The sequence below is a fragment of the Candidatus Margulisiibacteriota bacterium genome, assembly GCA_003242895.1.
Lineage (GTDB): Bacteria > Margulisbacteria > Riflemargulisbacteria > GWF2-39-127 > GWF2-39-127 > GWF2-39-127.
In genome coordinates, this window is the sequence record QKMY01000062.1 from 36,237 (window position 1) to 61,250 (window position 25,014).

Annotated in this window: 19 protein-coding genes; 5 read left to right on the forward strand and 14 right to left on the reverse strand. The window is 39.4% G+C overall.

Annotated features, from left to right (window positions below):
• Positions 1–37 precede the first annotated feature (37 nt).
• Genes DKM50_11905 through DKM50_11920 form a run of 4 tightly spaced genes read left to right on the forward strand, consistent with a single transcriptional unit; the run spans position 38 to position 3,223 of the window.
• Positions 38–988 carry a nitronate monooxygenase gene (locus tag DKM50_11905; GenBank protein ID PZM78258.1) on the forward strand — a complete coding sequence of 317 codons (951 nt, stop codon included), beginning with the start codon at positions 38–40 and terminating at the stop codon, positions 986–988.
• Positions 989–1,003: 15 nt separating this feature from the next.
• The gene (gene fabF / locus DKM50_11910; GenBank protein ID PZM78259.1) at positions 1,004–2,242 is read left to right on the forward strand and encodes a beta-ketoacyl-[acyl-carrier-protein] synthase II; all 1,239 of its coding nucleotides are present in this window, start codon (positions 1,004–1,006) and stop codon (positions 2,240–2,242) included.
• Positions 2,242–2,868: a ribonuclease HII gene (locus DKM50_11915; protein PZM78260.1), complete on the forward strand. Its 627-nt coding sequence runs from the start codon at positions 2,242–2,244 to the stop codon at positions 2,866–2,868. Before fabF ends, DKM50_11915 begins: the two co-directional genes overlap by 1 nt.
• Before the next feature lie 10 nt (positions 2,869–2,878).
• Entirely contained in the window at positions 2,879–3,223 is a 345-nt protein-coding gene (locus DKM50_11920) for a YraN family protein (protein ID PZM78261.1), read from the forward strand.
• Positions 3,224–3,241: 18 nt separating this feature from the next.
• Here DKM50_11920 and DKM50_11925 read toward each other — a convergent pair whose 3' ends face one another.
• The gene (locus DKM50_11925) at positions 3,242–5,644 is read right to left on the reverse strand and encodes a hypothetical protein (protein PZM78262.1); all 2,403 of its coding nucleotides are present in this window, start codon (positions 5,642–5,644) and stop codon (positions 3,242–3,244) included.
• 153 nt (positions 5,645–5,797) lie between these two features.
• Between DKM50_11925 and DKM50_11930 the strand changes: the two genes are divergently transcribed.
• Positions 5,798–6,718 (forward strand): L-lactate dehydrogenase, encoded by a 921-nt coding sequence (locus DKM50_11930; protein PZM78263.1) that lies wholly within the window; start codon positions 5,798–5,800, stop codon positions 6,716–6,718.
• Here DKM50_11930 and DKM50_11935 read toward each other — a convergent pair.
• The 13 genes from DKM50_11935 to DKM50_11995 all read right to left on the reverse strand — a co-directional run bounded on the left by DKM50_11935 (position 6,708) and on the right by DKM50_11995 (position 25,014).
• On the reverse strand, positions 6,708–11,564 hold the full coding sequence (locus DKM50_11935; protein ID PZM78264.1) for a hypothetical protein: 4,857 nt from the start codon (positions 11,562–11,564) through the stop codon (positions 6,708–6,710). The two genes, DKM50_11930 and DKM50_11935, sit on opposite strands and share 11 nt — an antisense overlap.
• A gap of 281 nt (positions 11,565–11,845) precedes the next feature.
• A complete protein-coding gene (locus DKM50_11940; GenBank protein ID PZM78265.1) occupies positions 11,846–13,021 on the reverse strand; it encodes a coproporphyrinogen III oxidase in 1,176 nt (391 codons plus the stop codon).
• A 2-nt stretch (positions 13,022–13,023) separates the two neighbouring features.
• Positions 13,024–14,829, reverse strand: coding sequence for an elongation factor 4 (locus DKM50_11945; protein ID PZM78266.1), 1,806 nt, complete (start codon positions 14,827–14,829; stop codon positions 13,024–13,026).
• 81 nt (positions 14,830–14,910) lie between these two features.
• The gene (locus tag DKM50_11950) at positions 14,911–15,291 is read right to left on the reverse strand and encodes a hypothetical protein (GenBank protein ID PZM78267.1); all 381 of its coding nucleotides are present in this window, start codon (positions 15,289–15,291) and stop codon (positions 14,911–14,913) included.
• Between the two features lie 21 nt (positions 15,292–15,312).
• Entirely contained in the window at positions 15,313–15,687 is a 375-nt protein-coding gene (locus tag DKM50_11955) for a hypothetical protein (GenBank protein PZM78268.1), read from the reverse strand.
• Positions 15,680–16,159, reverse strand: coding sequence for a hypothetical protein (locus tag DKM50_11960; GenBank protein ID PZM78269.1), 480 nt, complete (start codon positions 16,157–16,159; stop codon positions 15,680–15,682). The genes DKM50_11955 and DKM50_11960 overlap by 8 nt, the downstream gene beginning before the upstream one ends.
• A gap of 165 nt (positions 16,160–16,324) precedes the next feature.
• Positions 16,325–17,398 (reverse strand): chemotaxis response regulator protein-glutamate methylesterase, encoded by a 1,074-nt coding sequence (locus tag DKM50_11965; GenBank protein ID PZM78270.1) that lies wholly within the window; start codon positions 17,396–17,398, stop codon positions 16,325–16,327.
• Positions 17,399–17,453: 55 nt separating this feature from the next.
• Positions 17,454–18,305: a histidine kinase gene (locus tag DKM50_11970; protein ID PZM78271.1), complete on the reverse strand. Its 852-nt coding sequence runs from the start codon at positions 18,303–18,305 to the stop codon at positions 17,454–17,456.
• On the reverse strand, positions 18,302–18,781 hold the full coding sequence (locus tag DKM50_11975) for a chemotaxis protein CheD (GenBank protein PZM78272.1): 480 nt from the start codon (positions 18,779–18,781) through the stop codon (positions 18,302–18,304). Before DKM50_11975 ends, DKM50_11970 begins: the two co-directional genes overlap by 4 nt.
• Positions 18,782–18,832: 51 nt before the next feature.
• Entirely contained in the window at positions 18,833–19,636 is an 804-nt protein-coding gene (locus DKM50_11980; protein PZM78273.1) for a chemotaxis protein CheR, read from the reverse strand.
• A gap of 58 nt (positions 19,637–19,694) precedes the next feature.
• A complete protein-coding gene (locus DKM50_11985; GenBank protein ID PZM78274.1) occupies positions 19,695–20,210 on the reverse strand; it encodes a chemotaxis protein CheW in 516 nt (171 codons plus the stop codon).
• An 83-nt stretch (positions 20,211–20,293) separates the two neighbouring features.
• Positions 20,294–22,393, reverse strand: a complete 2,100-nt coding sequence (locus DKM50_11990) for a chemotaxis protein CheA (protein ID PZM78275.1) — start codon at positions 22,391–22,393, stop codon at positions 20,294–20,296.
• Positions 22,394–22,869: 476 nt separating this feature from the next.
• The gene (locus DKM50_11995; GenBank protein PZM78276.1) at positions 22,870–25,014 is read right to left on the reverse strand and encodes a methyl-accepting chemotaxis protein; all 2,145 of its coding nucleotides are present in this window, start codon (positions 25,012–25,014) and stop codon (positions 22,870–22,872) included.

Genomic DNA, 25,014 nt, shown 5'->3' on the forward strand with positions numbered 1-25,014 from the left:
ATCCGCGTATGTTGAGTTTGCATAAAAGGATCAATTCATGAATTTACCTCAATTAAAAATTGGTAATCTTGTTGCTGCGATACCCATAATCCAAGGGGGAATGGCGGTAAGAATATCTACTGCACCATTAGCAGCTGCAGTAGCAAATGCCGGTGGTATCGGCGTAATCGGTGGCTCAGGAATGGGCATCGAAGAACTAAAAGACCAAATAAAAAAAGCCAAAGAACTTGCACCAAATGGAATAATCGGCGTAAACATTATGTTCGTCGCAAGAGAATTCTTTCAATTAGTTGAAGCTGCTATTAGTAGCGGAGTTGACTTGATTATTACCGGAGCAGGATTTTCGCGAGATGTTTTCAAATATGGAGAGAAGTACAAAATTCCAATAGTATCAATTGTTTCTTCAGTAAAAACAGCCATACTTGCAGAAAAATGCGGTGCAGATGCAATTATTGTTGAAGGAAAAGAAGCTGGTGGACACTTAGGGACTGATAGACCAATGCGAGAAGTTCTTACAGAAGTTCTTGAAGTTATCAAAGGATTACCAGTAATAGCTGCCGGAGGGATTACGAATGGCACTGAAATTGCCGAGCTAATTAAAAAAGGCGCAGCAGGTGTGCAGATGGCCACACGTTTTGTACTTTCAAAAGAATGTGATGTTTCTGATAAATTCAAACAAATGTACCTTTCTGCAAATAAAGAAGACATCGTCGTTTTTCAAAGCCCTGTCGGATTACCTGGCAGAGCATTACGTAACAAATTCGTCTCAAAAGTCCTTGATGGATCGATTGAGTTTTTTAAATGTTCATACCAATGCATGAAAAAATGTTCTTTTAGATTTTGCATTATTGAATCACTTATAAATGCACAGAAAGGTGACATCGATAATGCAATTATTTTCTCTGGTGAGAATGTCTGGAAAATGAAAGAAATCCTTCCAGTAAAAGATATATTTTCACGACTTGTAAAAGAAGCGGAAGCAAATTAGAAGGGAACGGTTAGAATGAAAAAAAGAGTAGTCATCACCGGACTAGGAACGGTAAACCCACTAGGAAATAACGTAAACACATATTGGGAAAACTTATGTGCAGGCAAAAGCGGAATTGATTTTGTCACACGCTTCGATGCGAGTGATTACACAACCAAAGTTGCCGGAGAAGTAAAAGGCTTTAATCCTGAAGAATATCTGGAGAAAAAAGAAGCTCGCAGGATGTCAAGATTCATACAATTTGCAGTTGCAGCATCAAAACAGGCAGTTGCAGACTCAAATTTAGACATCTCTAAAGATGCTGACAAAATCGGAGTTATTATCGGATCTGGCATCGGCGGCATAGAAGTACTTGAACAACAAGCATACGTTTTAAAGGATAAAGGCCCGAATAAATGTTCCCCTTTTATGGTTCCGATGATGATAGCAGATATGGCCGCAGGACAGGCTTCTATTTCGATCGGAGCAAAAGGCCCGAACTCATGCACTGTCACCGCATGTGCTTCAGGAACTTACTCAATCGGTGATTCATATAATCTTATTCAAGATGGCAAAGCGGTAGCGATGGTAACAGGTGGAGCAGAAGCTGCGATTACCCCGTTAGCATTTGCTGGATTTTGTGCTGCGAGAACAATGTCAACCGTAACAGAGAATCCGCAAACAGCCTCAAAACCATTTGACCTCAATAGGGATGGATTTGTTATGGGTGAAGGCAGCGGCATGCTGGTGCTCGAAGAACTTGAGCATGCACTTGCTCGCGGAGCAAAGATTTATGCAGAGATCGTTGGGTACGGGTCTTCAGGAGATGCCTTCCATATAACTGCTCCGGCAGATGATGGAGAAGGCGCATCCCGTGCTATGAAAGAAGCCTTAATTGATGCCAATATAAAACCTGAAGTAATTGATTATATAAATGCACACGGGACATCCACAGAACTCAATGACAAATATGAAACAATGGCTATAAAAACTATTTTTGGAGCTCATGCAAAAAATGTCACAATTAGTTCTACAAAATCAATGACTGGACACCTTCTAGGTGCTGCAGGTGCCATTGAAGCAGTAGCGCTAGCCTTAGTTATACAGGATAACATAATACCTCCTACAACCAATTATTCTACACCTGATCCATTATGTGACCTCAACTACACTCCCAACCAAAAAGCGTCAAAAACGGTAACGTATGCGATGTCGAATTCCTTTGGATTTGGTGGACATAACGGGGTTATTATTTTTAAAAAATATAGTAAGTAATGGCACGACAGTCCGCTGTTAATACAGCTATCGAGTACCAACTGAGAATCCAAGGCTATATCCAAGTAGCCGGAGTTGATGAAGCAGGTCGGGGTTCGATGGCTGGACCTGTTGTCGCAGCTGCTGTCATCTTACCTATTAACATTGACATCCCCCACCTCAATGACTCAAAACAGCTCAAACCGCAAAAACGCAATGTACTCTTCGATGAAATAAACAAAAAAGCAACAGCAATTGGAATAGGTATTGTCTGTCATAAACTGATAGACAAGCATAATATCCTGCAAGCAACTTTTATGGCGATGAAAAAGGCACTTGAAAGACTGCCCTTTAAGCCAAACTATGTCATAGTAGATGGAAACCGCGCAATCCCTGACCTCACAATTAAACAGCAAGCTATTGTTGGTGGAGATGGACAGTCCGCCAGTATTGCCGCTGCTTCAATAATCGCAAAAGTGACCAGAGACAGGATCATGGACAACATGCATAACAGGTATCCTCAATATGATTTCTTGTCGAATAAAGGGTATGGAACAGCAGCCCATCAAGAAGTCATTTTCACCCAAGGATTATCTCCTATCCATAGAAAAAGCTTCCAGATCAAAAAACAGCTGAAGTTATTCTAAAAAGGAAATAATGCCAAATAACAATAAAACTATCGGGGATACGGGAGAACACTTGGCGATAGATTATCTTAAAAAAGAAGGAATCTCTATCGTAACAACGAACTTTCATTCCCGTTATGGAGAAATTGATATCATAGCACTCGATAACGACACACTCTGTTTTATTGAAGTAAAAAATTATTCTCCGCGCAATTATATCTCGGTTTACCATGCGATATCAAAACAAAAAAAGCAGAAAATCATCAAAACTGCTCGATACTATCTTTTAAAAAACCAGGTTACTTGCCCTTGCCGGTTTGACGCGTTATTGATATCGGGAAAAGTGATAGAGTATATCAAAGGAGCCTTTTGTTGATAAGCAGAGACACATAGATTATCGCAATACTGAAATTTTTACCTTATTTATGAGTTTTTTACCGTTACAAACTACTTTGATAACACCAAGGTAAACACCATTCTTAGCATAGGAGCCTGAATCGTCCCTACCGTCCCAGGTAAGTTCATAATAGAGGTCAGCGACAATCGGGAATCCCTGCCGTAGGCAACCTTGTCCAATTTTATTACCATTCAGATCAAAAACCGACATTTCAACACTATCCGCTTGTTTCGTAAGTCGAAAGCCAACCCTCAGATAATCGGCTGTTTGATCTTTTGCAGGATTAAAAGGACTGGGATAAACCACCGCTTCAGAAGATTGGGCAGTAGGCCCGAGAAGGACTAAGTCATCTGATATACGTACCGCTCCGATCAGCGTTTGCGACAAGAGATTATTCTTGCCATCAATAGCTCCAACATAAATTGAATAGTGGCCGGCAGGCATGCTCAGCGGCAATAAAAACTGATAAAAACCACCTGAATGAGTTACCGTTCCGCTAGAAATACTCCCAGTAGCAACTACCTGTCCCAGGCTATTGTTTATGGTTATAGACATATCCACAATAGAACTAATCTCAACAACTGTGAGCAACAAATACCTACCCGCACTCATAATCGAGGGATTTTTCATAGTCACTGCCGGTGGATCGATATCGTAGGTATAGACAGTCCGAACTGGTCCGGTTACAACATTTGCGGGATTCAAGTCACATACAACAATAAAATAGTTAAGGGAGGTTTCTATATCAAGTGCCGGAACAATGGCTTGAAAAAGAGGACTACCAGCACTAACCCGGCTCATAACTTCCTGCTTATAAGTATTCTCCGAAGCTGTTTTCCAAAACAATACAGTAGTTATATTTTCGGTCATTACAGGAGAAATATTGTCAACAATATTTGCTGTAATTATAATTGGGTTGAGAGGAAGGAAATACGTTACCGACGATTCTGTCACCGTAGGTTTAACTGTGTCGGCAGCAATAAGAGCTCTCACAGGATTGATCCGGCCATTTCCAAAATATTTGTCCCAATGCGGAGTACCCAGGTCATCGGCCGTCTGTTCCATAATTGATCTAATCTGTGCTCCGGTAAGGTCCGGGTTCGTCTGCTTCATGAGCGCTGCCAATCCTGCGACAATCGGCGTAGCTTGTGAAGTCCCGCTCAAATGCATATACTTCGCATTATCTGCTACAACAGGTGTATCACTTCCAATATAGGGAGTATAACCATTTGTGCCATACAAATGGGTTAAAGCAGAGAATATTCGGCTTCCAGGAGCCACCAGGTCCAAAGAGCTTCCATAATTACTAAAATCAGCCCGCGTAATTAGGTCTTGATTAAGAGCACCGACTGAAATAACTGCCGGAACTGCAGAAGGATATTCATAGTCTGCGAGCTCACCATCTCCTCCATCATTTCCGGCTGCCGCAACTAAAACGATCCCGGCTGCAGACGCTTGGTTACAGGCATCTCTTATAACATTTTCTTCCTCACTCCAAAAAAAGCGGCTCCCGATACTCATATTAATCACATCAGCATGATTACTAATAGCAAACTGAATTGCACTAACCAGCATATCAGAAGTGCCTCCGTTAACGACCCAGGTACCATATTCAACAATAAGATCTGTGAACATCTTAATTGCCATAATCTTAGCATTAGTAGCTACCCCGACGCCTCCGATACCATTATTGCATACGGCAGCGATAATACCAGAAACATGGGTACCGTGCCCATCATAATCCATCGGATCATAATCGTTATAATAAGGATCATACCCATGATTCCCTTCTCCATCGGCCCACATATTGGCAGCCAGATCAGGATGGTTATAATCTACACCGGTGTCAATTACTGCAACTATCGGGGAACCCTGTGCTGAAGCGATATCCCAGGCTGCAGAGATATTTAGCCCGAACAGATCATATTTATCAGTGAAATTAAAATAAGGATCGTTAGGGATTGGTACTGGCTGTGATGAAAGGTGAACATAATAATTTGGCTCAGCGAACTCTGTCAAATTGGTCTTTTTTAGTTGCTCAACAACCTGGAGGACTGGGATCTCAGCATTAAAGGTTACCAGATAATATCTCTCGAAATGGCTTAAAATCTCAAGCAGCCGTAGCTTCGACTCAAAAGATTTATAGCTGGTTACTCGCATCGATTGAGTATTCTGTCGCTTAATTATCTTTTTGATGCCCACATGTTTGTCTTGCTTTATAGCCATTTGACTAAGGTTCCCATCAAGTACATGCAGTAGTTGTTCCGGAGCGATGGCAGCCTGTTTTAGTTTTACAATAACCTCACCTTCCTTATAGGGAAGGTGAGGTTGAGTTGCCTGCGCAGTATAACAAAATAAAAGGGAATTAATTAAACATACAGCGATTAAACGGATAAGCATACTCTAATTATATCATCCCTATTATCGACACTCAACTTTGTACATGGTATAATGTAAATTCAATAAATGTGCATAGAGAGTTATTAGGGATTGGTTGCTCTATGATAGCACTCTTTGTTAGCAATCAATACTAAAACGGAGGTACCTATAAGAATGAAAGTAAGTATTGTAGGCTGTGGTCATTTTGGTAGTATCTTAGCATATACCCTGTTTTTAAGAAATTTTCTGGATGAAATCACACTCATTGATGAAGACATTAACAAGGCAACGAGAACCGCTTACGATCTCAATCAAGCCTCTCCGATTGTCGGTTCAACAAAGGTATTTTCAGGTGGCTTCGAAAAGCTCATCGACGCGGATATCGTTGTCATAGCAGCAGGAATTAGAAGAAAAGAAGGAGATTCCCGCCTTGACTTATCATATCAGAATTATCCTATTGTACAGGATATTACAGAAAAAATCGCCGAATACAACACGAAATGTATTCTCATAGTTGCTACTAATCCGGTAGATATTATGACATATGTAGCGCTTAAAGTCTCCGGATTCCCAAAGGAACGAGTTATTGGACTGGGAACACTTAATGACATGATCAGAATGAGGTATTTTATAGCATCAAAGCTTCAACTCAACCCTCGGGATATTAATCTCATTATTATTGGGGAACATGGAGATTCCATGGTACCGTTATTTTCATCAGCTAATGTTGCCGGAATCCCCTTAAACAAAATAATAGGATTCGATGACCTCATAAAAAAAGAAGTTATAGAAAAAACCAGAAAAAGCGGAGAAAAAATAATTTCATTGGGAGGTTCTCCGTCATATGCTCCAGCCACTGCAGCAACCCTGCTCATAGAAAACATAGCTTTCAATTCAAAAAACATTGTTCCGGTTTCTACCTTTTCTTCAAATATCTATGAAATCGAGAACATTTGCCTTAGCTTGCCTGCAAGAGTTGGCAGCAAAGGAATTGAGGAAATATTAGTTCCGTCACTCAATGAAGACGAATTGACCCTATTGCATCATTCTTACGAAACATTGCAGAAAGAAATTGATAAGCTATTTAAAAATTAATAGCGACGTTTCCTAAAAGTGACCATAAGTAATAATTCTTACTGCTATTATTCTGAATATAGTCCTTCGATTCTACCAGGATGGCAGAAAGGTTGATCTTGATATTATTAACGACTTCCTTAACCAGCAGTCCATTAATAGGCACAAGGATTTCCAAATCAATTTTCCCTTCCTGTTCAAGGTAATTTTGACGACTTATGACAGTGTCCTCCGTATTACCTCCGGTACTTATGTCCTTTTGTTGTTGAGCTTCATTCGTATTTGTTCCCCAGACCGTATTTCGTTTATAGGTTGCAGTTCCCTTAACATTGTTGATTTGAAACGGCACATAATCAAGCGTTAATAGCGACCGGAACCCCTTTACGGAAGGCTTCCCCTTCTCAGATATAAAATCGAAATAATGATTGTACCCAAGGGTCATTTTACCAATATTTACGCGGAACATCTGATATATGATTTTGTCGCACCCGATAATCGCTCCAGGAACAATAGAATATTTTTTATAGAACAAATTGTTAAATGTGGCAGGCATTTCCTGCCTGTTTTCTTCATATCGAGAGTAAATACCGGACATTTTAAAATCGACATTAGAAATCGCAGCCCACTGCAAACCGGTTAAATATTCCTCATTTTTCGTAGCTTTTCTTTTTGAAAAATCATTCAGGACCTCTCCAGAAGACAGATTCTCCGTAGTATTCCTATTTTCCCATTCCTTTCGGGAATTACCAGTCCAGGATGTTTCTAAGGTCAGATTCGTTATCAAAGGCATCAGCATATTCACTTTTTTTGTCTCATCGCTATTCCTCACCGTATCATTGGTCTTATCGGTTCTCTGCGTAATAATAAAATTATCAATTTTGTCATATAAATAGGAGGATTTAACAGTTCGAAAGGGAACTACATTATAGAGCATTTTCGTTCTAAAAGTATTGGATACACTCCGGCTTTGTTCAGTACTTTCGACAATTGATAGATTCTGAGAAGGATAGTACCGCTTATCAACTACAGTTTTTTCTTCAGAATTCTCAACCACATATGAAAGGTCCGAGTCTCCCAAAGTAAGCATATCCATGACAGAAATCCCGGTAAGCCCTGTCAGACCTATTTCCGGCAATTTAATATAAAGATCATTCTTCTGAGAAAATTTAGGTTTATCTGTAGTAACAGTGTTCGAGGTAGCGTATTTCAAGACCAGTTGATGCTCCTTATTAGATTCTTGAGCATAACTATTATTATATCGAATATTTGGCAGTGGGGTAAACAAATAGGAATAGCTAAAACCTTTACCGCTGCTATCTGTCATATTTGCCGAAGCATCCTGGACTATATAACTACGATAATGAGATTTATTGTTGCTTTGAGAGATATTGTTCAGTGCAACCCAGCTAACAGGAGAAAAAGAAGATATATCATATTGATTTGAATTATAGTTGCGCAAAATATTCCCATTACTCTCTTCACTGTCAGAGCCTCTTCCATTATACCTGCACCTGAGCCCGTAAGGACTTAATTGTAGCGAATAAGTCCGGTTATTTGATATCTTCCCTTTCTGGCTGAGTGCCAGTCCATCCTGCTCCGAATGATCTTCCTGATACTGAGCTCTCAAATGTTTGAACATATCTATTTCCCATTGCGGGGTATAAATAACCGAATAGCTGGTATCTTTCAGTTCATATTTATCTCTATTTGTAGAAACTGCTTCGCCTTGAACATTATAAGAAGAGATATAATCGACATTCGTTATCTTTATTTTCCCTTCGAGACTAATACTGCCAAACCAGCTTGACTGTAATGCTGTACCATAATACCTTCGCCTATCGGAACTCAAAGCTAAAGCACGACCTTCATCACGAGCATATACTTTTGAAAAACCATACTCCGATTGCAAATTCACATTGTTCACCGGAATAAAGGTATTTTTTATTTCCCATACCTTCGTTGTATTTAATTGATTCTGATATTTATCCACATAGCCTGTTTCTTTTTCATTTTCTATATAAGCTATTTTAGTTGACAGGTACTCAGGACCAAAGGTAACTTTAATGCCTTTTTCAGCACTTCGATCATCTATTGTATGAGTATTCTCAGTAATAGCAGGAACAAGGAGTTTGTCCGTCACATCTGTAACCATATTGATATATCCATCCGCAAAAAGCCATGGCGCTGGAGAAAAAACTGCACCGTATTTATCTTCTCTGGTTACCCTATAAATTGGATCCCCTTGCAATTCTCCGGATTGCGTTTTGGTTTCTTTCTTATCGTAATACACGTCAGTACTGCTAAGGACCTTGTATTTAATATTGACTCTCCATTGGGTACTGCCGACGGGAACTTTCATAGTATTTGTACCGGCATACGGGGTAAAACTCTTATCTACCGAGCTATACTCACCGGTTAGCGATAACTTATCATCAGTGTAGGTAGTATCCAGCTGTGCTGCGACACCCTTGTCCACATTACGTTTCTTAGTTCCTGAAGCTGCTTGAGTGTAATAATCATAATAAATACGGTAATTATCCTGAGCGTTTGGCGCAAATCCAATAAACTTAAGCTCTCCCTTAGCATAATTAATGTAATAATCCATACCTGGCTCCAGGCTTTTACGAACCCCATCTTTAGAAAACCATTCGGAACCTTTCACAATATCGGGATGGGGTAGCTGATAGGTAGAATTATATTGTCCGGTCCCATTGATTGTAGCGCCCACGCTATTCGACTCGATTCCGCGCTCAAACTCTCTCGTACTATATGCGGCATCTAAATTGACTCTTATTCGATCATCGAAATTCATATGTACATCGGTTGCAACAATATCGTGCTGGAAGAACCCCGGATCAGCAGCATCCCGGATCACATAACTATATTTTACCTCAAAAACATCGTCCTCACTAAGAGCATAACCGTACCATATACCATCCTCTGGAGATTGATATCTTTTGTAGATAACAACACCTATCTGCCCACTATATCGCCCCAGATCATCTTGTTCATAGACGATCTCATAATCCTTACCATATTTTGAGAGGGCATCAAAAGAACCAGCACTTGGTTTATGCCGCAAACTAATCAATCCGCCATCAAGATCTCTATCGACTTTAATGTTATAGGGAACTGCCGAAACATATTTTTGAGCACTTTTATTGAGCGAAGTATACTCTGCAGGTTTACTATCTTTGTCATTTCCATAAAATGAATACGTCAGCGGCCCCTTAGGACGATAATATTGGTAAGAGAATTTAACACCTGCCTGGATAACATCAAGGCTTTGCAGATCGTTCGTAACCCCATTATTGTATGAGGCGACATCATAATTAACAGTTACAATTCCACTATCATAATTAATCGATACGCCGCCTACGCTCAACTCTTTATCATTGACAAGGATTCGAAGTGATTCCTCTTTGATCGGCCAGTTATCAGCTTTATAAACAACCGTCCTGCCATAACTGGCAGATGGCCGTCTGACTTCATTGTCTGCACCAACAGTAATAGTGCTTTCCTTTGATTTTGCTCGTTTTTGCAGATATGTCATTCCCCCGGAAAACCAATTATATTTGGGTTTCTTTTGCGCCGGCAGCTTCAAAGCATAGTAGACGTAATTGACCTCGACATTATCTTGCCCGCTAACAGGCCGGCGAAAAGTAATTGCGCCTTTAGCATAATTGAAGAAATAATCTTCCTCTATCTTCAATTTATTTTTATTAAGAATAACGGACTCAGAGCCTTTGACTATCTCCTTATTTTTAAGTGGATAAGGACCGATGGTTCCGACTCCGGCAAACGTTTCCTTGCTCTCCCCGTGCTCATAATAAGAATACGATATCCTTATTTTATCGAATGGATCCCATACTCTCGGAGGCACCTTAACAATCCCGTTCGCATAATCAAGCATATATTCCGCTGGAGCTAGTTTTCTTTCATTAAAATAAATGGTCTCGCTGTTTGTTAAAATATATTTATTTGCTAAAGTAAATGTGCCATTATCATAGTTAACCGCAGTATTGTTCGTTACATCATCGGTTTTTGATTCTATATCAAGAAATTCCTGGGTCTTAAGTTCGTTCCTTACCATATCGGTCTCTGCATCCATCATGAATGACATCCGGGCCGCTTTGAACTGCTGTCTATCAATACTAATAAAGTCTTCAACCGGATTAGTATAATCGTAGACAAACTTAATTACATCTTTAACGCTACGAGCATCTTCAAGCGTCACATTATAATTCATGTAATTAACAGTGTAATCTTTTCCTTCCTGTAATTTTTCATTGTTTATATAGACCTTTAACGATCCTTCAACAATAGGATTGTACCGCATCTTATAGACCTTGTTCACTCCGTCTCCATTAACCAAAAAAATATCCGTATCACTACGCTCTTCCCCCACAGTCGCGAAAGCACTATACTTATCATCTTTACTTGTATACATGAACCCATTGATCTTCTTGTTGACGGTTGCAAAAGGACCGCCGACTATTTGCGGCTCAAAATCCCCAAAAGTAAATTCGTGGTTATAGAACTGGACAAATATGTTGTGCTTGCTGGGAAAATCAGATTCTTCTTCGATGTCATATCTTACATAGAGATTACTATCTAAACGTCCATCGATCTTAAGGTTAAGCCGTTCTTTCCAGTAAAGCGACCCTTCATAAAGGTCTGAAGGCAAAAGTTTATAATATGGGTGGTCCTGGATATGTTTACGGGCATCATTGTTAGCACGAACATACTTATTCCCTAGTTTCCATTCTTTTACACCGTCAATATTAGGTTTGAATTCCAGGGTATTACCATTACCGCTGGTAAAGCATAGGAATACCCATAAAAAGATAAACAATCTTCTTAGCATGCAACTAACCCTTATTTACATTCTACAAATCGGTTATTTATTGTTTCATGGTTAGTAACAGCGATCTGTTTGATTATAGAGGAATACCCGATTACCCAGGCTTTTACCATGCAACAATTTATTATCATTGTATCATTTAATCGTATTCATGCAAAATAACGTATATATTCCGATAATTAATAGATACCAATTGAACAATAAAAACAGCCGCCTTAAAACGACCAATTAACCCAGATAATTCTTTTCAGGTTTCCACTAAGCAGCTATAAAATAGAAAAGAATCAGGGAAGGAAAGCCTCAAAGACTTCATTCGCAAGAAGTAATCCGTTATCTGACAGACATAATACATCGGCGTCAGTGATAACTAATTTCTTATTTACCAGTTCAGAAATTACTTTTTCATAGTGCTGCATAATATTGACACCAAATCGAGAGGACAGGTCATTCAGGAAAATCCCTTTTCGTTTTCTCAGCCCCATAAATATGGCTTCTGCAATTTGAGTATATTCATCAAGAATCTCCTCTTCTTTCTGATGCAAAGGAGATACCGATAAATAATCATTAATATCCTCAGTATTCGTATACCGGGCACCGGCAATCATCGAGGTAGCGCCCGCTCCTATCCCCAAAAAATCATAGTAATCCCAATAGGCAAGATTATGCCGGCACTCTTTTCCCGGCCTCGCGAAATTAGAGATCTCGTAGTGTTGTAACCCTAACTTGGGCAAAGTATCAATAATATACTCATAGAACTCGGCATCGATTTCTTCATCAGGAAGGGTAAAACAGTTATGATTCAAAGCCTCATACATAGGTGTGCCCGGATCGAGGTGCAAATTATAGGTAGAGATATGATCAACCGGCAAATCCTTCACAACACACAATGACTGTGAGAGCTGGTCTTTGGTTTGATTCGGGAGCGCAAAAATAAGATCAATGTTGATATTTGAAAACCCAGCTGCAGCACAATCAGTTACAGTTCTTATTGCTTCATTCCGGCTATGGATCCTGCCAAGGAGTGACAGCTCGCTGTCCAGAAAACTTTGGACACCGATACTAACCCGGTTAATGCCAACTTCAAAAAAATGTTTGATTTTCGAATAATCAACGGTCCCAGGATTAACTTCGATCGTTATTTCAGGGTTAGAAAGTCGAAAGTTTTCTTTTAGGCATAAGAGTATCCGTTCTAATAATTTTGCGCTGATAAGAGACGGCGTACCCCCGCCCAAGTAAATAGTTTTTATGGTGTTTCTAGAAAACTGTTGGGAAAGAGCTTTTATCTCCCGCTTCAAGGCAAAACTATATTCTTCCATCAGATCTTGCTGATTTTCCAAAGAATAAAAGCTACAATAACCGCACTTCTTCACGCAAAAGGGGAAATGAATATAAATGGATTCCATAATGGATTTGTTACATAATTCTACGCTAATTCTATCTTCGGTTCGTTTTGACCACATAATTACTTATTAATTTGAAGGATGGCAAAAAAAGCTTCCTGGGGAACCTCAACAGTACCTATATTCTTCATTCGCTTCTTGCCTTCTTTTTGTTTCTCCAATAACTTCCTTTTTCGGGAAATATCTCCGCCGTAACATTTAGCTAAGACATTTTTTCTTATAGCCTTGACAGTTTCTCGAGCAATAATCTTATTTCCGACTGCAGCTTGGATAGGAATCTCGAACATCTGCCGCGGAATAATCTCTTTTAATTTTTTGGTAAGCTCCCTACCCTTATAATATGCGCTACTTTCATGGATAATGGTAGAAAGAGCATCAACAACCTCATTATTGAGCATCACATCCAATTTAACGAGATCAGCTTCTTTGTAATCACCGACTTCGTAATCAAAGGAAGCATACCCACGAGAAATTGATTTGAGCCGATCATAAAAATCGGTTATTATTTCATTAAGAGGCAAATCATAATGAAGGACCACTCTTGTCGCGGTTAAATATTCCATATTAGTCAAGTGCCCTCTGCGTTGCTGAGCTAATTCCATAACCGATCCGACATAATCATTCGGCAAAATTATAGTTGATTTAACATAGGGTTCTTCAATATGCTCAATTTCAGTTGGCTCCGGCAGATTGATCGGATTATCGACTAAAACAATATCCCCGTTAGTTTTAATAACTTTGTAGACAACACTTGGCGCTGTTGCGATAATAGTTAAGTTGAATTCACGTTCTAAGCGCTCTTGCACAATTTCCAGATGGAGTAATCCAAGAAATCCGCAACGAAACCCAAACCCGAGCGCTTTTGAGGTCTCTGGTTCAAAGTGAAGGGCCGCATCATTCAGTTGGAGTTTTTCGATTGCATCTTTTAGGAGTCCGTAGTCTTCGCCAACTATCGGATAAAAACCGCAAAACACCATGGACTTCGCTTCACGATAGCCTTGCAAAGCCTCATTTGCCGGATTATTCTTACAGGTAATCGTATCTCCGACCCTAGCATGCCGCACATCTCTGATACCCGCAACGATGTAACCGACCTCTCCAGCCTTAAGACTGGAAGAAGGCGTCATATAAGGAGTGAAGACCCCAACCTCAATAACCTCGTATTCATAACCGGTCCTCATCATTTTTATAATATCTTTAGGCGATATAGAACCTTCAAAAATTCTGCAGTAAATAATAACCCCCTTGTAAGGGTCATAAAGCGAATCAAAAATAAGTGCTTTGGTCGGTTCTGCAACCAGATTCTTTGGAGGGGCTATCCGATCAACAATTGCTTGAAGGATATCCGTGATCCCTGTGCCTTCTTTGGCACTGCATAAAACAGCTTCTTCCGGATCAATCCCAAGGATATCGACAAGCTCACCGATTACTTTATTAGGATCGGCATTAGGCAAGTCTATCTTATTAATAACCGGAATAAGGGTCAAATCGTGTTCCATAGCTAAATAGGTATTCGCAAGCGTTTGAGCTTCTATTCCCTGGGCAGCATCGACAACTAGCAAAGCACCTTCACAAGCAGCAAGAGACCGGGACACTTCATAAGAAAAATCGACGTGTCCAGGAGTATCAATAAGATTTAATACGTATTGCTCGCCATCTTTAGCTGTGAAAAGTATCCTGGCGGCTTGGAGCTTAATGGTAATTCCACGTTCCTGCTCCAGGTCCATCATATCAAGCACTTGCTTTTTCATTGACCGCTGAGGAATAGTATTTGTTACCTCCAGGAACCGGTCAGCAAGGGTTGATTTCCCATGATCAATGTGCGCGATTATAGAGAAGTTTCTTATTTTTAAATTATTATAATCCATAGGACGTTATTGTATCATATGGCTTGTGTTTAAGAAACAATAAGATTGCTTAAAACTCAATAAACTTAAGATAATATATTCTCATTTTAAAAATTTCCCGAGGACTGATTTAATCCGCTCGTGGGAAAACGGTTTAATAATATAGTCATTAGCGCCACATTTAAGTGCATCCATCACTATCTGCTGACTTCCTAAGGTTGTCACTACAATAATGGGAATGCTTTTTTTTGTTTTTCGAAATTCTTTTATAAACTCGATGCCACCCAAAACAGGCATGTTCAGGTCGGTAAAAATGATATCGATTTCGTTATTCGAAGCTATCTTAAGGGCTTCCCGCCCGTCATTAGCTTCCCAAAAAACATTAAATGAATACCCTGAAGATTTAATTAGTCGCTGGACCACCATACGTAAGGATCTTGAGTCATCAACTAAAAGCGCATTATAATTACGTTCCATATTCATATCCCCTAATTCTAGGTTTTATTATTTCAAAAACTTATCGAGTACATCTTTAATTTTGTCAGCAGAAAATGGTTTCTTAATATAGCCTTTTGCACCGAATTTGATTGCAGTAATAACAGTCTCCTGGCTTGCATCAGTTGATACGACAATTGTCGGGATATCGTATTCCCGCATTTTCATTACCTTAACCAAATTAATACCGTCCATCTCCGGCATATTTATGTCAGTTAAAACCATATTGACTTCATTGTCTTTTAATAAGTCGAGAGCTTCTTTTCCATTACCTGCTTCATAGATATTCGAGAAAAGATAATCAGTGGATTCAAGCAACTTCCTTATTACCATCCGTAGCGACCTCGAATCATCTACGACGAGTATAGAATATGATTTAACCATCAATATCTCCCATCTTTAAGGCCAAAATCATTTTTAAAGGATGCTTCCCTATCCTAAATGAAAATGGGTATGTCGTTCTAGGCATTGTCAGAATCTGGCTCTGAGCATTGGTATCAACAAAAATCGAAGGGATGGTAATATCGAACTTCTTTTGCTTATCAAAATTAAAAAGCACATTTCCGCAAACCATATTTATTATCTCTTTAGTAGTATCATGAACTAACTCATCATCCAAATCCTCAGCATTCATACTGAGGAAACTTGCCGACAATTCATAACAAAGCTGTTTTCCCAGTACAATCCAAAAAGTTCCATCATATTTTCCTTTAAAGCTGATAGTCACCACAACTTCAAAGTTAAACATTATATCTTCATCAACCGGAGTTAATGTTTTGTAAAACATTTTTTCTATCACTTCAGATGCTGAAACCGCAATCAAATCATGTAATTTACTATATTTATGTTCATTCATTATTCCACTCCTCTTTTTAGACTATGTATTCATTTATACCTAACCCAATCAGGTTCCCGCACCTCCTGCGGAAATAAATCTTTCCCCATTCAAAATATTTATTAGCTTAAGTTAAAAGATCTATACTTTATTATTGTAATAAAAAACCGGTTCATTCATCAAGAATTATTTACAATTAGCTTCGCTCTCCACTAAACTTATCACTTTCTGAGGTATCTCATGAAGTGGGACCACGAAATCAACTCCGCCGCTTTTTATCGCCTCCTTAGGCATGCCAAAGACAATACAACTATTTTCATCCTGCGCCACAGTCAAGGCACCGGCATCCTTCATTTCCTTCATCCCGGAAGCTCCATCATTTCCCATTCCAGTTAGAATAACACCAATGGCATTACGCCCGGCAAATCGGGATACCGACTTAAAAAGAACATCAACAGAAGGCCGATGACGGGATACAAGCGGACCCTTCTTAACTTGGACATAATAGACGGCACCTGAACGCCTGAGCACCATGTGATAGTTCCCTGGTGCTATGAGGGCCTTTCCTGGAATGACAGTATCGCCATCTTCAGCTTCCTTCACCTCCATCTGGCTTTCTTCATTAAGCCGGGCAGCAAAGGAACGCGTAAAATGTTCTGGCATATGTTGCACAATTACGATTCCCGGACTATTAGCCGGCATAACCGAAAGAATAGACTGCAATGCTTGAGTCCCTCCGGTAGAAGCGCCTATAGCAATTACCTTATTCGTCGTTCTGGTTAATGACAAAAAACCCGGAGTTTTTTTTGTTATCTGAGCAGCATCTTTTTTTTGCACTTTTACACGGGCTGCAGCTTTGATCTTATCAATTAACTCGATAGCCATGTCTCCAACAGTATAAGACTCTCCCGGCTTGCACATGACATCTACCGCACCCGACTCTATTGCCTCCAGGGCTAGCTCGCCACCTTGCCTTGTAAGCGAAGATACGACGATTACCGGAACCGGATAATAACGCATCAGCTTTTTTAAAAAAGTAATGCCATCCATCCGGGGCATTTCTACGTCAAGAGTAACAACATCCGGATTGGTTTGCACGATCATATCTCGAGCAACGTACGGATCGGGAGCTGATCCGACTACTTCTATTTCCGGATCACGTGCAAGCTCCCGGCTAAATATTTGCCGGACAACAGATGAATCATCTACAATTAAGACACGAACTTTCAAGAATGTGTTTCCTTTAATTATTATTTTTATTTTATTATTAGCCTAAGGCAATAAACCAACCATTATTAACAAATCTATCGAAATCCTAAGTAGGATCTACCATCAGTCCCCGCAATTCCAACAATTCAGTAGAAACCTGATACATAAGTGTGTCCATCTGATCTTCAGTAAGTTTTAATTTAGCCATGGCGTTTTCAGAGACAGCGTAATTAAGACCATCACAGCCGCAGCCCCAGCCTCCGAGCAGTGAAAGGATATCTGAAACATGAACTATTTCCGGCACAGATACCTGCGCGGAAATAGTATCGAGTTTATGATGCAATCGAACTGCCTCGACTATAACTTCCGGCAATTTCCAGGATTCCAGCAATAAAGCGCCTACTTCCGCATGATCAATGCCGAGTATCTTTTTTTCGGCAGCTTCAAATGAAATACCTTCGTTGTAAACACATGCCATAATCGGATCGATATCAACCGCAACAAACATCCCCAGAACGATTTTTCCAATATCATGGATTAAAGCTGCAGTATAAGCATAATCAGGAACTTTCAGATGCAAGATATTAGCAAGTTTATTTGTTCCGATAGCTGTAGCTAGTAAATGTTCCAGTAACTTTCCCGGTGCCAAATCATATCCGCCTATCGTGTTCCACATCATCGGAGAGACAGAGGACATAATAATTATCTTATAGATCGTATTTACCCCGAGTCTCATGACAGCGTTTTTAACCGTGGTAATTGACCTTGTACTTCCAAAATAGCTGGAATTTGCCATTCGTAAAAAATTAGCGGTAAGTCCGGGATCACATTCAATTTTCTTTGATAACTCTTGAATGTCAATGTTGGGATTTTGCGCCATATGAACAATATCAACAGCTACTGTAGGAATCGATGGAATCATAAGGATTTTAGCTATAATTTCTTTTCTTTTATTCATAGAAACGTTTCCTTCCCACTACTGCGAACCACAGTCTTGCCATCAGCAATATAGAGAGACACTGTACGGGAAACAGTTCCCTTTACATCTTCGGAAACTATGAAAATACTGTTTTTTTGAAGGATCTTTTGAGCTATTTCGTAATTGCGGTCCCCAATGTTAAATAGTTTTTTCTCATCTAAAATTGATGCCGCACCAGCAATTTTAGCAACAATATTTTTGCGTTTTGCGCCCATATTAAACAACTCTTGAAGAAGCAACACTATCCCCGTATCAGCAAACATACCTGGCATTTTTTGGGCCTTAACGTAATCGATCTTCGAGAGCGGGAGCATACTGTGTACCATACCTCCAACACGTGCAACAGGATCATATAGCATCAGGCCAATACAGGACCCTAAAGAGTACGTTATGAGCACCTCATCTATTTTGCCTGAGACCTTCAGGTCGCCAATATCTACGATTACTTGGTTCATATAATACTCGATCTCTATTCGCATTAAATCAAAAGAATAGACTTCAGTCGGCTAATCTTTTACATAGATTGAAGGTAACACAAGCTTAAAATCAGTGGACAACCCAATAAGGCTCTCCGCATGGCCGATCATAAGATATCCGCCTGGCTTCAACAATCGATATATCTCACGAATAAGTGCAGTTCTAACAATATTATCAAAATAAATCATAACATTCCGGCAAAACACGACATCAAAAGGTCCTTTCATAGGAAACGGAGGAGATGACAGGTTAAGTCGCTTAAAAACAACAAGGTCCTTTACATTCTTCTTCACTCTATAAAAAGTCTCTTTATTTGTTTTAGAACAATCAAAGTATCGGTCCACTAATGGTTGCCGTATCACATTAACTTTTTCTTTATTATAAATACCCTCATCGCATTTATCCAAAACCCGGGTAGAAATGTCCGTTGCTAATATTTTTATATCAATCGAAGGATCTTTTATCATTTCTAATAAAGTTATTGCCAAAGAATAAGGTTCTTCACCTGTCGAACTTGCTGATGACCAAAACCGGAACGATTTTTTACCTTGAGCAATCCATTTCGGAATTAGTGTTTCGATGTAATCGAAATGCGTTGGTTCCCTGAAAAAGCTGGTAACATTCGTCGAGATAGCATCCAGAAGATGAATAATTTCATCACCTTTATTGTCATCAATAATATATTGGAGATATACTTTACCATCATCGATTTCCAAAAAGCGCATTCTCTTGGCGATTCGTGCGGACACTAACGATTCTTTTCCCTCACCCAAGGTAATACCGCTCTTATCGTAAATAATTTTGCGAAATTTATTAAAAGTATCCCTATCCATAATTCTTTCTCAAACCTTTTTTTACTTGCATTCCACAGTGCTCACAGTGAAAAAAAACTCAAAAGCCAGAACTTACCGTCATTAGCTCATCGGCAGACAGCACCTTATCAATATCAAGCAGCATAACAACTCTTTGGCCTACTTTGCCAACACCAAGAATGAACTCGGTATTTACATTAGTCCCAAAAACCGGAGTATCTTCAATCTGATCCGGTGAAATATCTAGAACTTCCAACACTTTGTCGACAATAATCCCCATAACTATCATACCTCTTTCGGCATAGATTTGAACAACAATAATACACGTTCGCTCGTTGTAATTATTGAAATCCATCCCGAATTTTAGCCGGATATCAACAACAGGAATAATTTTCCCCCTGAGATTGATTACGCCCTTAACAAAATCCGGCATTTTAGGCACATGGGTAATATTCATTAAACCGATTATTTCATGTACTTTTAGTATCTCCAAACCATACTCTTCTTCGGCTAGCTGAAAAGTCAAATACTTTTCAGTAATCCCTGCCCTTAAGGCTATTGCTGTATCATTTCCTTGAGTCTTAATTGCATTCATTTCTTGCACCTCCTTGTTTACATCCAATAAAATCAACCAAATTATTCTGGGCACCACACTATAATAATAACCATTGAACCTATCTACCGAACATCTTCTCTCCCTTCAGCTAGCTTTACCAAGCCTGAGATATCCAGAATAAGTCCAACATTACCATCCGGCATAATAGTACAGCCTGATATCCCCGGGATATTTTTCATTGCTTCTCCCAGATTCTTAATTACCACCTGTTGTTGCCCTAATAACTCGTCGATAACCAATCCGATCTGATGTCCCTCATTTTCAACGACAACAATAATTGATTGAGACAATATCTGCTCGGCAGTCTCAATATTATATAATTTATTTATCCTGAAAACAGGAATAAGCCTATCCTTGAGAGAAATCACTTCACCCTTGTTCACAACTGTAGAAATAATATCTTCATCTGGCCTAATCGATCTAATAATGGAAAGAGAAGGAATAATATACCTCTCCTTACCGACACGAACAAACATACCTTCGATAATTGCAAGAGTGAGCGGTAATTTCATAACAAAAAGACTCCCTTTCCCGGGAATCGAAGAAATATCGACCTGCCCATGCAACATTTCGATATTCTTTTTTACTACATCCATACCAACGCCTCTGCCAGAAACATCCGTAACCGTCTTAGCCGTTGAAAAACCAGGTTCAAAAACAAGATTGAATATCTCCCAATCGGCAAGGACTTGACCTTCCCGGATAATCCCCCGCTCCTGAGCTTTTGCAAGTATGGTTTCTTTATCTAATCCACGTCCATCATCTTGAATCTCAACATAGATACACCCACCCTTATGATAAGCTCTTAATTGAATTAATCCCTTAGGAGGCTTGTCTGCACTAAGACGCTCTTCGCAGGAACCCTCAATGCCATGATCAAGAGCATTACGAAGCATATGGACCAAAGGATCATGTATTTTATCGACAATTGATTTATCTAATTCAATATCTTCTCCATGCATCTCAAAATCAATTTCTTTACCGATTTTTTTGGACAGATCGCGAACTAGTCTGGCCATCTTCTGAAACATTGTCTTAAGGGGTATCATCCGAAGCGACATTCCAGTTTCATGTAATTCGCGAGTTATTTTATCCAATTGGCTTAGATAACGAATAAAGTGAGCAGAAGATATCTCTTTTACCTCCTGGCATTGGCTTACCATTGATTCAGCAATGACAAGTTCTCCAATCATATCAACTAACCTGTCAAGCCGCTCGGCATCAATTTTTATAGCTTCTCGAAACGAATTGTTATTATTATTTTGAATATTATTTGTTGAAATATTTTGTTTAACTTCAGGGAGAGTACCCGCTTCTAAGACAGTGATTTCCTTCTTATTCGGACTTGTTTTTTTCGTTTCCCTTTTTCCTGACACCGCCGACTTAATCTTATCAATCAAGACTAAAACAGCGTTCCCCGTAGAAACTGTGGTCCCGGAGGAAATAAATTTAGTAAAGTTTTCTATGAGTTCCTTCATTAAATCTGCGATTTCAAAGGTTAAATCGACAAGATCTCCGACTAAAATAATTTTGCCTTTTCTTACCATATCGAGCAAATTTTCAGCTTCATGAGAAAGAGATCTGATCTCGTCCAATTCAAGAAACCCGGCAACACCTTTTATTGTGTGGAACGCTCGAAAAACTGCGTTAATAGCATCTTCATTTGCTGGGTCCTTTTCTAAAATCAATAATTGATTATTAACATCATGAACATGTTCCAGCGCCTCAATTACAAAATCCCCCAGAAGGTCAAGATCTCCTTTAAGACTATTGGGTTCTCTTCCTGATTCGACGCCAACTTGTTTACTTGGCTCCACTTGTTTGACAGGAAGTTCTTTTTCATCGATAGCAAGTTCAGGGGGAAATACAATTTCAGTGACTGTGCGCCCGTTACAAATAACTTCCTGAATTACCATTACAGTTTTGCCAATAACATCAAATGAAGCAGAAACATCAGAAACATTCTCAAGCATTATGTCTCCAATAATCTTAGTAAGTTCGACGGCAGCAGCCGAAATCAACGAAAAATCCCCTGACGCTGTCAATTCCGCAATTTCTTCAAGTCTTGTATGAAGGTCCGCTAAAGCTTGCAAGTCAGCATAATCTGCTAAAACAAGGGCTTCAGCTAAACCTTCTACTTTCTCCTTGATATTGTCTGTCACAGCGACTCCTCCTCAATACGGACATAACTCCCCTGATCACAAGACTATATAATCAGAAGGAGAAAACAATTTATTCTTGAAACAGCGCATATGAATTATGCATTTTTGCAAAAACACTTTTATAATTTACTTTTATTATATATTTTATAAAACCTTAAAGTCAATTTTCTCAACAATTAACGGCTTTTATGCTTGTTTAAAAAATATTAAATATAATACATTATACAAGTCAAAAAACTTAGCCGCAGAGTAATTTGATAAGCCGGAAAAACAAATATACTTATCAGCAATACATGCAATATTGTCGCTATTGATTATTGACCCGCCGGCTAAGCGATTGGTTGTTAATTGCAATAGAAATTGCCGCATCCCTAAAACAGCAAAAAAACTATACTTGAAAATAACACCCAGGACAAAGGGAAGGCCATGTTAACTCGTTACCTAACGCAACACGATTCGAGCAAAACGCAAATCCATTAAAATTCCGAGAAATCATCATCATCGAGAGGTATTACTTTCTCTGCAAGTTTCAGCCTCTTATTAATTTGGGGGGGTTCCTTTTCATATGAGGAATCTTTGATATCAGGACGACGCAGCTCATTTTTTTTTGGAAGAGGGTTGGTTAAATCAGAGATCCCGGCATCCTGTGAGTCTGATTGCCCATAGATCATTACATTTAATCCTTTTACCATATCATTAAGCTCTTTTGCCTGACCCAAAAGCTTACTGCTTGCTAATGCAGTCTCCTCTGCGCCAAAAGCATTTGTTTGCGTAACCTTATTCATTTGGGCAACTGCCATATTCACCTGGGCCACGCCTCTTGACTGTTCTTCGCTGGCCTCAGTAACCTCTCCGATCAAATCAGTTACCTTTGCAATCCCGTCTATTATTTTAGTCAATATATCTGCGACTTCTCCAGTCTCTGTCACCCCAGCTACAGCGTGCTTCTGAGAACCTTCAATGAGAGCAGCCGTCGTTTTGGCGGCTTCTGCGCTACGCTGGGCAAGATTCCTTACTTCTCCGGCTACCACGGCGAATCCTTTGCCGGCGTCTCCGGCCCTGGCTGCTTCAACTGCGGCATTCAGTGCCAGCAGATTCGTTTGAAATGCAATCTCGTCGATTGTCTTAACTATCTTTGCCATTTCGTCAGAAGAAGATTTTATGTTATAAATTGCATCACTCATATTTATCATAGCGTTCATACTCTTATCTGCAGCATTTCGGACTTCGTTTATCATTGTATTAGATTGTTTTGCATTATCAGCGTTCTGGGTAACCATGGATGCCATTTCTTCCAAGGACGAGGATATCTGTTCCAAACTGGAGGCCTGCATATTGGCACCATCTGCCATCTGTTGACTAGAGGTCGCAACCTGCTCTGATACCGAAGAAACGTGCTTTGAACCTGAGCTTATGCGATTTGCAATATAAGCGATCTGACCAACGAGGCTTCGTGATACAAACAGCCAGATAAAAAAAGCAAGAACTGAAGCAATGAATGATATAACCGCAATTATTAAAAAATTCTTTTTTCCGGTTGAAGAAATAAGATTAACAGAAGAATACATCTCTTCATCATAGGTACCGGCACCAATAATCCAATCCCATTGTTTATAATAAACGAAACGAACGGTCTTCATTCGAGCCTCTTTTTCATCTATGCCTTTCCAGGGATAATGAGATTCTCCGATTTCATCGATACCTAATTTTTTAGCACGGGTAATTATATCTTGAATGAAAAATTTCCCCTCCGTATCTTTTTCATCCCAGATAAGTTCCCCATCACGTTTGCCATCTTTTGATACAAGATAATTTCCTTTGGAATCCAGGACATATACATATCCGGACTGCCCTATTTTTATTTTCGTAATTTGTTCGCGGATATTAGTTAAAGCATCTTCTTTCATTCCGACGTAAAGCATTCCAATGACTTTATTATCAGCATTAAAAAGAGGATCATAGGCAGTAATACACCAAGAATCCACAACAAATGCCCGCCCTACGAAACGCTGCCCGTTTAGGATTGCCGCTAATACGGGATTAGGACTGCCATCCGGGTTTTTAAAGGGAATATAAGTTCCGATAGCCCTCGTTCCTTCTTTTGTAATAACATTAGTCGCAATCCGAAGCATGTCTCCGTCTTCATTCATCCTTTGAAATACAGTACAGGCACCTCCAATGAGCTCCTGTACCTTATCAACTACTAGAGTTTCTTGTCCTTTATCGGCATTCTGCCCAAACCATTTTTTTCCAACCAGCACTTTGGGAAGGTCAAGTTTCGTCAAATCATGATTAAATTGATTTTTTGCTTCCCACGTGATATTTTCAGAAGCGCTAAATACCCCACCTTCCCGGCTTAAGATATCTTTCGCAACATTCAAGGAATTATTCATACTATTTTCAATTAATTTTTGTGAAATATCGCACATCAGATATACATCTTTCACCGCATTGTCTAGCGTTATATAAGCTAATTTCCGGCTTTCCTGAGTTGCTATCGTTATTACTTTCTTATTTTGACTATAGACAACACCACCGATAATAAGCAAAGGTGTTATTGTCAAAAATATTCCGATGAGTAATAATTTTTTTTGAAGGGTTAATTTAACTTTATCTGACAT

What these genes read in the sequence shown, in the direction of transcription:
- DKM50_11905 (PZM78258.1), top strand. Translation starts at nt 38, where the DNA reads ATGAATTTACCTCAATTAAAAATTGGTAATCTTGTTGCTGCGATACCC.
- fabF (PZM78259.1), top strand. Translation starts at nt 1,004, where the DNA reads ATGAAAAAAAGAGTAGTCATCACCGGACTAGGAACGGTAAACCCACTA.
- DKM50_11915 (PZM78260.1), top strand. Translation starts at nt 2,242, where the DNA reads ATGGCACGACAGTCCGCTGTTAATACAGCTATCGAGTACCAACTGAGA.
- DKM50_11920 (PZM78261.1), top strand. Translation starts at nt 2,879, where the DNA reads ATGCCAAATAACAATAAAACTATCGGGGATACGGGAGAACACTTGGCG.
- DKM50_11925 (PZM78262.1), bottom strand. Translation starts at nt 5,644, where the DNA reads ATGCTTATCCGTTTAATCGCTGTATGTTTAATTAATTCCCTTTTATTT.
- DKM50_11930 (PZM78263.1), top strand. Translation starts at nt 5,798, where the DNA reads ATGAAAGTAAGTATTGTAGGCTGTGGTCATTTTGGTAGTATCTTAGCA.
- DKM50_11935 (PZM78264.1), bottom strand. Translation starts at nt 11,564, where the DNA reads ATGCTAAGAAGATTGTTTATCTTTTTATGGGTATTCCTATGCTTTACC.
- DKM50_11940 (PZM78265.1), bottom strand. Translation starts at nt 13,021, where the DNA reads ATGTGGTCAAAACGAACCGAAGATAGAATTAGCGTAGAATTATGTAAC.
- DKM50_11945 (PZM78266.1), bottom strand. Translation starts at nt 14,829, where the DNA reads ATGGATTATAATAATTTAAAAATAAGAAACTTCTCTATAATCGCGCAC.
- DKM50_11950 (PZM78267.1), bottom strand. Translation starts at nt 15,291, where the DNA reads ATGAATATGGAACGTAATTATAATGCGCTTTTAGTTGATGACTCAAGA.
- DKM50_11955 (PZM78268.1), bottom strand. Translation starts at nt 15,687, where the DNA reads ATGGTTAAATCATATTCTATACTCGTCGTAGATGATTCGAGGTCGCTA.
- DKM50_11960 (PZM78269.1), bottom strand. Translation starts at nt 16,159, where the DNA reads ATGAATGAACATAAATATAGTAAATTACATGATTTGATTGCGGTTTCA.
- DKM50_11970 (PZM78271.1), bottom strand. Translation starts at nt 18,305, where the DNA reads ATGAATAAAAGAAAAGAAATTATAGCTAAAATCCTTATGATTCCATCG.
- DKM50_11975 (PZM78272.1), bottom strand. Translation starts at nt 18,781, where the DNA reads ATGAACCAAGTAATCGTAGATATTGGCGACCTGAAGGTCTCAGGCAAA.
- DKM50_11980 (PZM78273.1), bottom strand. Translation starts at nt 19,636, where the DNA reads ATGGATAGGGATACTTTTAATAAATTTCGCAAAATTATTTACGATAAG.
- DKM50_11985 (PZM78274.1), bottom strand. Translation starts at nt 20,210, where the DNA reads ATGAATGCAATTAAGACTCAAGGAAATGATACAGCAATAGCCTTAAGG.
- DKM50_11995 (PZM78276.1), bottom strand. Translation starts at nt 25,014, where the DNA reads ATGTCAGATAAAGTTAAATTAACCCTTCAAAAAAAATTATTACTCATC.